This is a genomic window from Micromonospora sp. IBHARD004 (assembly GCF_052814115.1).
Map to the genome: position 1 here is coordinate 6033939 of NZ_CP199934.1, position 12657 is coordinate 6046595.

Sequence of the window (12657 nt, forward strand, 5' to 3'; positions counted from 1 at the left end):
CGGCATCGCCGCACCCGTCGTTCCACGCGGCCCGAGCGGTGACCGCACCCGCGAGGAAGGCGGTCACAGGTCGGGCCTTCCCTCGTCGGGGGTGGAGGGGAGGGCGTGGAAGCGGCGGGGGATGCGACCGGCGTCGTGGGCGAGGCGGCCGGCCGCGACGGCGTACCGCATGGCGGTGGCCATCGCCACCGGGTCGGCGGCCCGGGTGACCGCGCTGGCCAGCAGCACCGCGTCGCAGCCCAGCTCCATGGCGAGCGCCGCGTCGGAGGCGGTGCCGATGCCGGCGTCGAGGATCACCGGCACGGCCACGCTCTGCCGGATCAGTCGGATGTGGTGCGGGTTCGTGACGCCCAGACCGGAGCCGATCGGCGCGCCGGCCGGCATCACCGCGGCGCAGCCCACGTCGGCGAGCCGCCGGGCCAGGATCGGGTCGTCCGAGGTGTACGGCAGCACGGTGAACCCGGCGGCGACCAGCTCCTCGGCGGCGCGGAGCAGCTCCACCCCGTCGGGCAGCAGCGTGCGCTCGTCGCCGATCACCTCCAGCTTCACCCAGTCGGTGTCGAACGCCTCCCGGGCCAGGTGGGCCACCTTCACCGCCTCGGTGGCGGTGTGGCAGCCGGCGGTGTTCGGCAGCAGCTTCACCCCGCACCGGTCGAGCAGGTCGAGCAGCCCGCCGCCGGTGCCGGGGGCGGTGTCGACGCGACGCAGCGCCAGCGTCACCAGCTCGGTGCCGGAGGCGCGGATCGCCTGCTCCAGCACGTGCAGGTTGGCCGCGCCGCCGGTGCCCAGGATGAGCCGCGAGCCGAAGGTCGCGCCGCCGATCGTGAAGGTCACCCCGCTCACCCGCCCTGGGCGGCGCTGAGCACCTCGACCCGGTCGCCGTCCCGCAGCACCGTCGCCGGCCAGCCGCCGCGCGGCACCACCTCGCCGTTCACCGCGACCGCGAGCCCGCGCCGCTGGTCGGTGACCGCGCGGACCAGGTCCGCCACGGTCGACCCGCCGGGCAGGTCGCGCCCGGCGCCGTTGACGATCAGTTCCACGTCTCCTCCTCCATGGCGGATGCGGTCCGGTTCCGGTCGACGCCCCGGCCGGCCGCCGGCGGCGTGATCCCACCGGCCGCCGTCGCGGCCCGGCCGGCGCCGACCGGCACGTCGAGGTCGGCGGCGGCGAACCGGTCGGGAAGGAAGGGGGTGAGCAGCGGGTCCGCCTCGCCGGTGACGATCAGCTCGGTGACCAGGTCGGCGGTGACCGGGGTGAGCACGATGCCGTGCCGGTGGTGCCCGGTGGCGGCGAGCACCCCGGGCCGGCCGGGCAGCGGCCCGACGATCGGCGCGTTGTCCGGCGTGCCGGGGCGCAGCCCGGCGGACGCCTCGACCAGGTCGTACTCGGCCAGCTCCGGCACCAGGTCGACGGCGGCGCGGAGCAGCCGCAGCACCGCGCCCGCGGTCACCTCGGTGTCGGCGCGCTCCTCGACGGTCGCCCCGACCACCACCTCGCCGCTGTCCCGGGGCACCAGGTAGACCGACTCGCCGTCCGCGTACCCCCGGATCACGTGCCGGAAGCCCGGCGCGCCGCGACCGGGCGCGCGGAGCCGGAGCACCTGCCCCTTCACCGGCCGGACCGGCAGCCCGGTGAGCGCCGCCGCCCCGCAGCCGGCCGCCACCACGGTGACGCCCGCGTCCACGTCGGACAGGCGGGCGACCCGGCCCGGCAGCAGTGTCGCCCCGGCCCGCTCGGCCGCCGCCAGCAGCGCGGCGACCAGCCGGCGCGGGTCGACCTGGTGGTCGCCGGGGGCGACCGCGCCGCCGCGCACCCGCGGCGCGAGCGCCGGTTCGCGGTCCCGCAGCTCCGACGGGCGCAGCGGGGTGATCGGCAGCCCCAACCCCTGCTGGTACGACCACAGTCGCCGCGCCTCGGCCAGGTCGTCGCCGGTGAGCCCGACCACCAGCGTCCCCTCGGTGCGGTACCCGAATCCGGCGCCGGCGGCCTCGGCCAGCTCGGCGGCGAAGCCCGGCCAGCGGGCGGCGGACTCGACGAGCAGCCCGGTCAGCTCGTGCTCCCCGAAGTACGCCTCGGCGACCGGCGCGAGCATCCCGGCCGCAACGTGCGAGGCTCCGGTACCCGGCGCCGGGTCGTGCACGACCACCCGCAGCCCGCGCGACGCGCAGCGCCAGGCGATCGCCAGCCCGACCGGTCCCGCCCCCACCACGGCGACGTCCGGTCGGGTCAGCACGTCAGCGCCCCGAGCAGCTCGGCGGTGGCCCGCGCGGGATCCGCAGCCCCGGAGAGCGCGCCGACCACCGCCACCCCGTACGCCCCGGCGGCTCGCAACGCGGGCACGCTCGGGGCGGTCACTCCGCCGATGGCGATCACCGGCACGTCCACCGCCGAGGCGACCGCGCGCACCCCGGCGGGGCCGATCGGCGCGGGCAGGCCGCTCTTGGTGCCGGTCGGGTGGCAGGGGCCGACGCCCAGGTAGCTGGCCCCGGCGGCGGCCGCCTCGGCGGCGCTCCCCGGCTCCCGCGCGGTCGCCCCGAGCACGGCGGCCGAGCCGAGCACCCGGCGGGCCGCCCGCACCGGCAGGTCCTCCGCGCCGACGTGCCCGCCCGCGGCGTCGACCGCGAGCGCCACGTGCAGCCGGTCGTTGACCAGGCACGTCGCCCCGTACGGCCGGCAGAGCGCGACCACCCGGCGGGCCAGGTCGTACGCCTGGCGGTCGGTGGCGTCATCCTCGACGCGGACCTGGACGACCAGCTCGGCGCGGGCCACCGGCAGGGCGGCGCGCAGCACGGCGAGCGGGTCCCGCCCCGGCCGGGTGTCGGTGATCAGATGCAGTCGTCCCAGGGACGGCACGGCAACTCTCCTCCCTGCGCCGGCATTACCCGGATCAGGTTCGACGGTCGGGGGCTTCAGCCCCCCTCTCAGCCCGGTGCACCGGGCTCCCGTGGGTCACTTGCGGCCTACCGTACGACGGATGGGCGGATCCGCCAAGGGCGGGAGTTGGCTTTTCCCACTGACCGTCCGATGTCGATGCCGGGGGCAGCGGGTGACCATCCGCTCACGCCATGCTGTCCGGATGCCGTTGCCGCCGCGTGTTCCACGACGGCTGTCGTTCCTGCCGTTCAGGGGCAGTCGGGCCGTCGCCGACGGACTGCTGACCTGGACGATGCTGCGCGGTCCGGCGTGGCGACGGCTGCTCCCCGACGTGTACGTGCACCGCGACGGCTACCGCGCGGACGACCACCGGATGTGGTGCGACGCCGTCGCGCTGCGCCTCCCGCCGGACGCGGCGATCGCCGGACCTGGGTGTCAAAACCGCCCGGTGACACCCATGACGTTCCACTCACGGCCAGAACCACGGCGATCGTGGGCGGCGACGACACAGCCCGCCGCCCACGGCCCCGGTGCGGTGCCCCGGCACGGCCGGTGCAGCGCCCCCGGCGCGGTGCGGCGCGGTGCGGTGCGGTGCGGTGCGGTGCGGTGCGGGCAGGGTGCAATGCCCGGGCGGCGTGCGGCGCCCGGCGCCCACGGTGGGGCGGCCGGGCGTGGTCCGGGCGGGGGTGGCGGGCGGGTGTGCTGTCAGAGGATGGCGTCGAGGGCGTCGAAGTCCTCGTCGGTCGGCTGCCAGGTGCCCGCCTCGGCGTTGGCGCGCACCTGCTCGGGCGTGGTGGCGCCGGCGATCACCGAGGTCACGGCGGGACGGGCGGCCAGCCCGCCGATGGCCACCTGGAGCATGGTGATCCCGCGCTCCGCGGCGTACGCCTCGATCGCCTCGATGGTGTCCCAGTCCGCGGCGGCCAGGCGCTCGGCGTACCGGCCGCCGCCGGAGAGCCGGCTGCCGGCGGGCGGGGCCTCGCCGCGCTTGTACTTGCCGGTGAGCAGCCCGTTGGCGAGCGGGAAGAACGGCAGCATGCCGAGGCCGAACCGCTCGCACGCGGGGATCACCTCGGCCTCGACGGACCGCTCCAGCAGCGAGTAGTGGTTCTGCGCGCTGATGAAGCGGGCCCGCCCCTGGGAGGAGGCGGTCCAGTCGGCGTCGGCGATCTGCCAGCCGGCGAAGTTCGAGTTGCCGAGATAGCGGACCTTGCCGGCCCGCACCAGGTCGTCCAGCGCGGCGAGGGTCTCGTCGATCGGGGTGCCGGGGTCGGGCTCGTGCATCTGGTACAGGTCGATGTGGTCGGTGCCGAGCCGGCGCAGCGACGCCTCGACCGCGCGGGCGATGTAGCGGCGGGCGCCGCGGGCGCCGAAGTCCGGGCCGTTGAGACCATGCATGTCCATGCCGAACTTGGTGGCGACCACGACGTCGTCCCGGCGGCCCTTGAGCGCCTGGCCGAGCAGGTCCTCGGAACCACCCTGCGGCTCCCCGTAGATGTCGGCGGTGTCGAAGAAGTTGATGCCGGCGTCGAGGGCGGCGTCCACCACCGCCCGGGTGCCGTCGATGTCGAGCTTGCGGCCGAAGTTGTTGCAGCCGATGCCGACCACGGACACCACGAGCCCGGAGTCGCCCAACCGGCGGTAGGTCATCTCAGTCACGAGATCCACCATATGCCTGCCGGGTTGCGGCCACCGGGCCGGCCGGCGAGCGCCCGTCCCGGGCCGGCTCGGCGGTCCCACGGACCGCCGGACCTCGACGGCCCCGGGCGGCCCGGGCGTCGCAGCCACGGCTCGACGGTGATTCGTTCACGACATCAGCTTCATAGCGACCGCGAAGCACCCACCGGCAGAGCCGGATCACCCCGCGACCGCTGCCGGCACCCGGGGCCCGTCAGGTGGCACCGGTCAGCGCAGCGCCTCGGCGACCAGCCGGCGGGCCGCCTCGATGGTGGCGGCCAGCTCGGCCGGGGTCTGCCCGACGCTGCCGAGCAGTCGCTGCGCCCGGGTCGCGAAGCCGGGCGGCGCGCCGGGCAGCCGGCCCGCCGATGCGATCATGCCCTTCTCGTTGACCAGCCACCGCCCGGCCCGGCCGTGCATCGCCTAGGCCAGCACGCCGACGACCCGGAAGAGGCAGCCCGCCACGTATCCGGCGTCGCCGGCGGCGGCGCCCTTCGCCGCGCCGTCGAGCAGGAACCCGGCCTCCCACCCGCCGGCCACCAGGGCGACGGCCAGCGCGGGCGGGTACGACGAGGTCTCCTCCCGCAGCGCCGTCAGCTCGCCGGTCGGGTCGCCGAGCACCTGGCAGAGCGCCACCTCGCCGGCGTACGCGTGGGAGTAGAAGCCGAGCGGATGCCCGGCCTGCACGCCGACCTGGTAGCGGCCGGCGCGGCAGTCGGCCCAGCTCCGGTGCACCCGGTCGAGGTCACGGTAGATCCAGTCGACCGCCACGCCACCGATCCGCAGCCACCCGCCGCCGTCGACCCAGGGGCCCCAGCCGCCGGGCGCGGTGAGTTCCACCTCGTCGTCGGCGACCGCGGCGGCCACCTCACGCAACGCGGCCACATCCAGCGCGCCCCGGTAGTAGAGGCCGAGGTCCCAGTCCGAGTCGGGCCGGTGCTCGCAGCGGGCGCGGCTGCCGCCGAGCGCGACCGCCACCACCCCGTCCACTTCCTGGAGCCGGTCGGCCAGTTCGGCGCCGATCACTTCACGTCCCACACCGGCTCCGTCGTCTCCACCACCTCGCCGTCGCCGCGGAACAGCACGAAGCGGTCGAAGGAGCGGGTGAACCACCGGTCGTGGGTCACCGCGATCACGGTCCCCTCGAACGCGGTCAGCCCCGCCTCCAACGCCTCGGCGGAGGCCAGGTCGAGGTTGTCCGTCGGCTCGTCGAGCAGCAGCAGGGTCGCCCCGGACAGCTCGAGCAGCAGCACCAGGAACCGCGCCTGCTGCCCGCCGGAGAGGGTCCCGAACCGCTGGTCACCCTGGCCGGCCAGCTCGTACCGGCTGAGCGCGGCCATCGCCGCGTGCCGGTCCATCCCGGCGCGGTGTTCGTCGCCCCGCCACAGGATGTCGACCAGCGTCTTCGCCATCAGCTCGGGCCGGTCGTGGGTCTGTGAGAAGTGCCCGGGCCGGACCCGGGCGCCGAGCCGCACCACCCCGTCGTGGGTGACGGGCGCGAGGGCGCCCGCCCCGTCGACCGGGGTGTTGGCCGGCTCCGGGTCGGTGCCGCCCCGGGCGAGCAGCCGGAGGAAGTGGGACTTCCCCGTCCCGTTCGCGCCGAGCACGGCGACCCGGTCGCCGTACCAGATCTCCAGGTCGAAGGGGTAGGTCAGGCCGTCGAGCTCAAGCTGCTCGGCGACGACCGCGCGCTTGCCGGTCCGCCCGCCGGTCAGGCGCATCCGGATGTCCTGGTCCTTCGGCGGTACGGGCGGCGGCCCGGCCTCCTCGAACTTGCGCAACCGGGTCTGCGCGGCCTGGTACCGGGAGGCCATCCCGTCGTTGTACGCGGCCTTCTGCTTGTACATCAGCATCAGCTCGCGGAGCTTCTGGTGCTCCTCGTCCCAGCGGCGGCGCAGCTCGTCGAGGCGGGCGTGCCGGGCGACCCGCGCCTCGTGCCAGCTCGCGAAGCCGCCCGGGTGCACCCAGGCGCTGCCGCCCTCGACCGCCACCACCCGGTCGGCGGTCTGGGCGAGGAGTTCCCGGTCGTGCGAGACGTAGAGCACCGACTTGCCGGACTCGCGCAGCCGCGCCTCCAGCCACCGTTTGCCGGGCACGTCGAGGAAGTTGTCCGGCTCGTCGAGGAGCAGCACCTCGTCGGTGCCGCGGAGCAGCAGTTCCAGGGCGAACCGCTTCTGCTGGCCGCCGGAGAGGGTCCGGACGGGCCGCTCCCGGGCGGCGTCCCAGGGCAGGTCGAGCACGATGGTGGCGACGGTGTCGAAGAGCACCTCGGCGTCGTACCCGCCGGCCTCTCCCCAGGCCGCGAGCGCGTCCGCGTACGCGAGCTGGGCCTTGCCGGCGGCGGTGCTGTACTTGCCGCGGACCTCGGCGTCCCGCATGGCCGCCTCGGTGGCGACGAGCCGGCGGCCGGCGTCGCGCAGGGCCGGCGGGGCGAGCGAGAGGGCCAGGTCGGCGAGCGTGCTGTCGTCCCCGATCATGCCGATGAACTGCCGCATCACGCCGAGGCCGCCGGAGCGGGCGACCACGCCGGCCTTCACCGGCAGGTCCCCGGCGACCATCCGCAGCAGGGTGGTCTTGCCGGCGCCGTTCGGCCCGACCAGGGCCACCTTGGCGCCCTCACCGACCCGGAACGACACGTCGGCGAAGAGTTCCCGACCGTCGGGCAGGATGTGCCCCACCGCTGCCACGTCCACGTATCCCACGCCGGCATCCTGCCCGAGCGACCGGGGCGGGCGACACTCGATTACCGGGTGACCCGCAGCACCCGGTAGCCCTTCTGGCTGGCGTGCCGTTCGACCTGCCAGCCCTGCTCGACGAGCCAGCGGTGCAGCGAGTCGCCGCCGAGGTGCCGGGCGACGACCAGCCAGGCGACGCCGTCCGGGGCGAGCCGGGGCAGCCAGCGGCGCAGCAGTTCGTGCAGCTCGGTCTTGCCGATCCGGATCGGCGGGTTGGACCAGAGCTGGGCGAAGGTGAGGTCCGCCGGTACGTCGTCCGGGGCCGCCACCCGCACCCGGTCGGCCGCGCCGACCCGGGCGGCGTTGGCGGCGGTGAGGGCGCGGGCCCGCTCGTTGACGTCGACCGCCCAGACGGTGGCGTCCGGCGCGCAGGTGGCGAGCACGCAGCTGATCGGGCCGAATCCGCAGCCCAGGTCGAGCAGCGGCCCGGTGGTGCCGGGCGACGGCAGCTCCGCCTTGCGCAGCAGCACGGCGGTGCCGGGGTCGAGGCGGTCGGCGGAGAAGACGCCGCCGGCCGAGGTGAGGGTGAAGTCGCGCCCGGCGACGGAGAACTCGACCTCGCGCGGCTGGGCGGCGATCGTGGGTTCAGCGGTGAAGTAGTGGTCGCCGGTCACGTCCGGCATTGTCGCACCGGCCCGCCGGGGGTCGGTCGACGGCGTCACGAACAGCAAGACACGCCACCTCCGCCGGAATTTCCCAATATTACCCCCTAAAGGGACAATCGGTCCTACTGTGAGCCACATGGTGTATCGGTACGAGTCCGATGAGGACGCCTTCCTGGAGTACCCGGAGCCCGGGTCCGACCTGTCGGTGCTCGGCGTCGGTGCGCCTCCGCCCGCCAGGCCCTCCCCGTCCCGCTTCCCCGCCCCGTCGCTGCCGCCACCGGCCCGGACGACCCGGCCGGCGGCCGACGCCGGTCCGAGCCCGGCTGGACCCCCGGTCGCCCCGGCCCGACATTCGGTCGCCCCGGCGCAACCGGTGATCGACCCGGCCACCCCCCGGGCCACCGTCCCGGTGCCGCCACCCGTGCCCACCGCCGGGCCGCACCCCCCGGCGACAACGTCCGCCGCGCCGCCCGCGACGCCGCCGACCGAGGTCTTCGACCCGAGCGAGCCGCCGGAGCTGCCCCGGTCCCGTCGCGGCGACCGCAACCGCGGGGGCGGCCGGACCTGGCGGGTGCTGATCGGCGGCGCCACCGTCCTGGCGCTGCTCGCCTTCTGCGGGCTGGCCGCCGCCGCCCTGCTCCAGGAGCGGGCCAGCACGCCGCAGGGCCCCGCGCCGACCGACCAGCCCGTGGCGGAGCAGTCGGGCGCGCCGGACGACGGGCCCGGCCTCAACTCCCGGGACACCGACCAGCTGGCGTTGACCGCCAGGGAGGTCTTCCCCGGCAAGACGCTGGTGGTCACCGACGGCCAGCCGGCCTACCAGGTGCTCAGAACGCATTCCAGCGGCAGCTGCGCGGTCGCGGCGACCGGCGAGGTCGCCGACCTGCTGGTCCGGCTCGGCTGCAACCAGGTGGTCCGGGCCACCCTCCGCTCCCCGGACGGCGACCACCTGCTCACCGCCGGGCTGTTCAACCTGACCGACCTGGCCAGCGCCCAGCGGGCCCGGGACCGGATCCGGCAGATGCTCGATGAGCGGCAGGGCCGCCTCCGGGGCATGTCCGCCGGGGGCGACACCGGGGCCGTGGAGACCGCCGCCGCCCGGGTCGGCTGGCAGGTACGCGGCCACTACATCGCGTACTGCGTGGTGACCCGGGCCAACGGGGAGCGGATCAGCGCCAACGACGCCAAGGTCCGCGACATCCTGTACGACCTGATCGAGGTGCACCTCAACCGTGGGGTGCTCGAGCGTCGGGCGAACGCCGGCGTGGCCGGCCAGCCCAGCGACGCCCCGAGGGACGGCACCACCGGCCAGGAGGGCACCCGCGGCACCCGGGACGGGGAGCCGTCCGGCAACTGACCAGCGACACGGCGGCCCGCCGTCCCCGCCGGCGAGCTCCGGCGCCCGGGACGGCGGGCCCTTCGCCGCCCTGGGCCAGAGTCGCTCCCCCCGCCACCCCGCGGCGCGGCGGCGTGCGGTCGGGGTCCACCCCCGACCACCGCCGTGGCGGGCGGCGTCAGCCCTCGACGACCGGCACCCGGAGCCGGCGGGTCAGGTCGGCGCGGCGGGCGTACTCGGCCGGGTCGTCCGGATAGCCCACCGCGACCAGGCTCAGCCCGTGCGCCGCCGCGACGGTGACCTCACTGGAGCGTTCCCGGCGGGTGAGCAGGCTCGCCGGCCACTCGACCGGCCGGCGGCCGTCCCCGGCCACCAGCATCGCGCCGACCAGGCTGCGCACCATCGCCTGGCAGAACGCGTCGGCCTGCACGGTGGCGACCAGGATGCCGTCCGGGTCGCACCGCCAGTCCAGCCGGGTCACCTCGCGCAGCGTGGTGGCGTTCTCCTTCCGCCGGCAGTACGCGGCGAAGTCGTGCTCCCCGACGAGGCCGGCCGCGGCCGCGTTCAACGCGGCCAGGTCCAGCGGCTTGGGCCAGGCCAGGGTGTCGCGCCGGCGCAGCGGCTCGGCGCCCCAGGGGGCGTCGGTCACCCGGTACTCGTAGCGGCGGAAGGTCGCCGAGAAGCGGGCGTCGAAGTCGGCGGGGACCTCGGTCATCGCCCGGACCCGCACGTCGCCGGGGAGCAGCCGGGCCAGCCGGCGCAGCAGCCGCCCGTCGTGCTCCCGCCAGACCTCCGGCGGCAGGTCCAGGTGGCAGACCTGCCCGGTGGCGTGCACGCCGGCGTCGGTCCGGCCGGCCACGGTCAGCCCGGTCGCCGTGCCCGCGCCGAGCACCAGGTCCAGCGTCTCGACGAGCACCCCGGCGACCGTACGCCGGGTGGGCTGGGCGGCCCAGCCGGAGAAGTCGGTGCCGTCGTACGAGACGTCCAGCCGCAGCCGGGTCCGCTCGTCCACCTCGTACCTCCCGTTCACGGCGTCGGGCCCGGCACCCCAGGAAGGGATGCCGGGCCCGACGATGCTGCCTGTGCTCAGGCCTTGTTCTCGGTGGCCTCGTCGCTGTCCTCGCGGGCGGCGTCGGTGTCACCGGACGCCGACACCGGCGCCTCGGAGTCCTGGTCGCCCGGGGTCGACTCCGGGGTCTCCTCGGCCGGGGCGAGCGCCTCGACCTTGTCCTGCTGGGCGGCCTTGCGAGCGGCGGTCTTCTTGTTCGCCTTCGGCTCGGCGACCTGCAGCTCCTCGACCAGCTCGATGATCGCCATCGGAGCGTTGTCACCCTTGCGCGGACCGGTCTTCACGATCCGGGTGTAGCCACCGTTGCGGGTGGCGTACCGGGGCGCGATCTGGTCGAACAGGGCGTAGACCACGTCCTTGTCCTTGACGACGCCCAGCACCCGCCGCCGCGCGGCGAGGTCACCGCGCTTGGCCTTGGTGATGAGCTGCTCGGCCAGCGGACGCAGCCGCCGGGCCTTCGTCTCGGTGGTCTTGATCTTGCCGTGCTGGAACAGCGCAGTGGCCAGGTTGGCCAGCATCAGCCGCTCGTGCGCGGGGCTGCCGCCGAGGCGGGGGCCCTTGGTGGGCGTGGGCATGCTTGGTGCTCCTCAGGTGTGGCGGCAGCGCGGACTAGAGCTGCTCGGTCTCGCGGTAGTCGTCGGTGTCGTAGTCGGCCTCGCCGAAGGCGTCCACGACGTGCGCCGGGTCGAAGTTCGGAGCCGAGTCCTTCAGCCCGAGACCCATCCCGGCGAGCTTCATCTTGACCTCGTCGATCGACTTCTGACCGAAATTCCGGATGTCGAGGAGGTCGGCCTCGGTACGCCCGATGAGCTCACCAACGGAGTTGATGCCCTCGCGCTTGAGGCAGTTGTAGGAGCGGACGGTGAGGTCCAGCTCCTCGATCGGCAGGGCCAGGTCCGCCGCCAGCTGGGCGTCCTGCGGGGACGGCCCGATGTCGATGCCCTCGGCGGTCTCGTCCAGCTCCCGGGCCAGCCCGAAGAGCTCCACCAGCGTCGAGCCGGCCGAGGCCAGCGCGGTACGCGGGCCCATCGACGGCTTGGTCTCGACGTCGATGATCAGCCGGTCGAAGTCGGTCCGCTGCTCGACGCGGGTCGCCTCGACGCGGTACGTCACCTTGAGCACCGGCGAGTAGATCGAGTCGACCGGGATCCGGCCGATCTCGGCACCCGCCTGCTTGTTCTGCGCGGCCGTGACGTAGCCCCGGCCCCGCTCGACGGTCAGCTCCATGTCGAGCCGGCCCTTGCCGTTCAGGGTGGCGAGCTTCAGGTCCGGGTTGTGCACCGAGACACCGGCCGGGGGCTGGATGTCACCGGCGGTCACGTCGCCCGGGCCCTGCTTGCGCAGGTACATGCTGACCGGCTCGTCGTGCTCGGAGCTGACGCAGAGCTCCTTGATGTTCATGACGAGCTCGACCACGTCCTCCTTGACACCGGGGATCGTGGTGAACTCGTGCAGCACACCGTCGATCTTGATCGAGGTGACGGCCGCGCCCGGGATGGACGACAGCAGCGTACGACGCAGCGAGTTGCCCAGGGTGTAGCCGAAGCCCGGCTCCAGCGGCTCGATGGTGAACCGGGAGCGGGTCTCGTTGATCGACTCTTCGGAGAGAGACGGTCGCTGGCTGATGAGCATTTCTTCTCTTCTCTTCCGGGACGCCCGCTATTTGACGCCCACGACACAAACTGTTCCGGTGGCCCGCCCCGGGGGGCGGGCCACCGCAACGAGCCATTACTTGGAGTAGAGCTCCACGATCAGCTGCTCCTGGACCTGCGTGTCGATGACCTGCCGGGCCGGGAGCGAGTGCACCAGGATCTTCATCTGGCTGGGGATTGCCTCGAGCCAGGCCGGCACCCCCCGCGAACCCGCCTGAGCCTGCGCAACGATGAACGGGGTCAGCTCCTTGCTCTTCCCCCGGACCTCGATGATGTCGTGCTCCTTGACGCGGTACGACGGGATGTCGACCTTCTTGCCGTTCACCGTGAAGTGGCCGTGCTTGACCAGCTGGCGGGCCATGTCACGCGAGTGCGCGTAGCCAGCCCGGTAAACGACGTTGTCCAGCCGCGACTCGAGGATCTGCAGGAGGACCTCACCGGTCTTGGCCTGCTTGCCCACGGCCTCCTCGTAGTAACCGCGGAACTGCTTCTCCAGCACGCCGTAGACGCGGCGGGCCTTCTGCTTCTCACGGAGCTGGAGCAGGTACTCCGTCTCCTTGGTGCGGCCGCGGCCGTGCTGCCCGGGCGGGAACGGCCGGGACTCGAACGGGCACTTCGGGCCATCGCACTTGCTGCCCTTGAGGAACAGCTTCATCTTCTCCCGCCGGCAACGGCGGCAGTCAGCACCGGTGTAACGAGCCATCTCTCT

General features: G+C 74.5%; 14 protein-coding genes and 1 riboswitch. Of the genes, 1 reads left to right on the forward strand and 13 read right to left on the reverse strand.

Going from position 1 to position 12657, the window contains the following annotated elements; translation table 11 throughout:
- Positions 1–63 precede the first annotated feature (63 nt).
- The 9 genes from ACTWO6_RS29280 to ACTWO6_RS29320 all read right to left on the reverse strand — a co-directional run bounded on the left by ACTWO6_RS29280 (position 64) and on the right by ACTWO6_RS29320 (position 7900).
- Complete coding sequence (locus tag ACTWO6_RS29280) at positions 64–843, reverse strand: thiazole synthase (RefSeq protein ID WP_446216938.1); 780 nt, start codon at positions 841–843, stop codon at positions 64–66.
- Positions 840–1040, reverse strand: a complete 201-nt coding sequence (gene thiS / locus ACTWO6_RS29285) for a sulfur carrier protein ThiS (protein ID WP_130340081.1) — start codon at positions 1038–1040, stop codon at positions 840–842. Before thiS ends, ACTWO6_RS29280 begins: the two co-directional genes overlap by 4 nt.
- The gene (gene thiO / locus ACTWO6_RS29290; protein WP_446216939.1) at positions 1031–2233 is read right to left on the reverse strand and encodes a glycine oxidase ThiO; all 1203 of its coding nucleotides are present in this window, start codon (positions 2231–2233) and stop codon (positions 1031–1033) included. The genes thiS and thiO overlap by 10 nt, the downstream gene beginning before the upstream one ends.
- Positions 2227–2853: a thiamine phosphate synthase gene (gene thiE / locus ACTWO6_RS29295; protein WP_446216940.1), complete on the reverse strand. Its 627-nt coding sequence runs from the start codon at positions 2851–2853 to the stop codon at positions 2227–2229. The genes thiO and thiE overlap by 7 nt, the downstream gene beginning before the upstream one ends.
- Positions 2848–2956: riboswitch (TPP riboswitch) on the reverse strand. (Overlaps the previous gene by 6 nt.)
- Before the next feature lie 623 nt (positions 2957–3579).
- Positions 3580–4542, reverse strand: a complete 963-nt coding sequence (locus tag ACTWO6_RS29300; RefSeq protein ID WP_446216941.1) for an aldo/keto reductase — start codon at positions 4540–4542, stop codon at positions 3580–3582.
- 237 nt (positions 4543–4779) lie between these two features.
- Positions 4780–4929 carry a hypothetical protein gene (locus tag ACTWO6_RS29305; RefSeq protein ID WP_446216942.1) on the reverse strand — a complete coding sequence of 50 codons (150 nt, stop codon included), beginning with the start codon at positions 4927–4929 and terminating at the stop codon, positions 4780–4782.
- A 45-nt stretch (positions 4930–4974) separates the two neighbouring features.
- On the reverse strand, positions 4975–5589 hold the full coding sequence (locus tag ACTWO6_RS29310; RefSeq protein WP_446216943.1) for a nucleotidyltransferase domain-containing protein: 615 nt from the start codon (positions 5587–5589) through the stop codon (positions 4975–4977).
- The gene (locus ACTWO6_RS29315) at positions 5574–7253 is read right to left on the reverse strand and encodes an ABC-F family ATP-binding cassette domain-containing protein (protein WP_446216944.1); all 1680 of its coding nucleotides are present in this window, start codon (positions 7251–7253) and stop codon (positions 5574–5576) included. The genes ACTWO6_RS29310 and ACTWO6_RS29315 overlap by 16 nt, the downstream gene beginning before the upstream one ends.
- Before the next feature lie 41 nt (positions 7254–7294).
- Positions 7295–7900, reverse strand: a complete 606-nt coding sequence (locus ACTWO6_RS29320) for a class I SAM-dependent methyltransferase (RefSeq protein WP_446220813.1) — start codon at positions 7898–7900, stop codon at positions 7295–7297.
- A gap of 127 nt (positions 7901–8027) precedes the next feature.
- Here ACTWO6_RS29320 and ACTWO6_RS29325 point away from each other — a divergent pair, with 127 nt between their 5' ends.
- Positions 8028–9248, forward strand: a complete 1221-nt coding sequence (locus ACTWO6_RS29325; RefSeq protein WP_446216945.1) for a hypothetical protein — start codon at positions 8028–8030, stop codon at positions 9246–9248.
- Between the two features lie 157 nt (positions 9249–9405).
- Here the strand turns inward: ACTWO6_RS29325 and truA are convergent, their stop codons facing one another.
- From truA to rpsD, 4 genes are all read right to left on the reverse strand, one after another.
- Positions 9406–10239: a tRNA pseudouridine(38-40) synthase TruA gene (gene truA, locus ACTWO6_RS29330; RefSeq protein ID WP_446220814.1), complete on the reverse strand. Its 834-nt coding sequence runs from the start codon at positions 10237–10239 to the stop codon at positions 9406–9408.
- A gap of 74 nt (positions 10240–10313) precedes the next feature.
- Positions 10314–10871 (reverse strand): 50S ribosomal protein L17, encoded by a 558-nt coding sequence (rplQ, locus tag ACTWO6_RS29335; RefSeq protein ID WP_446216946.1) that lies wholly within the window; start codon positions 10869–10871, stop codon positions 10314–10316.
- Between the two features lie 34 nt (positions 10872–10905).
- The gene (locus tag ACTWO6_RS29340) at positions 10906–11928 is read right to left on the reverse strand and encodes a DNA-directed RNA polymerase subunit alpha (RefSeq protein ID WP_007073009.1); all 1023 of its coding nucleotides are present in this window, start codon (positions 11926–11928) and stop codon (positions 10906–10908) included.
- A gap of 96 nt (positions 11929–12024) precedes the next feature.
- Positions 12025–12651 (reverse strand): 30S ribosomal protein S4, encoded by a 627-nt coding sequence (gene rpsD, locus ACTWO6_RS29345; protein WP_446216947.1) that lies wholly within the window; start codon positions 12649–12651, stop codon positions 12025–12027.
- Positions 12652–12657: the final 6 nt, after the last annotated feature.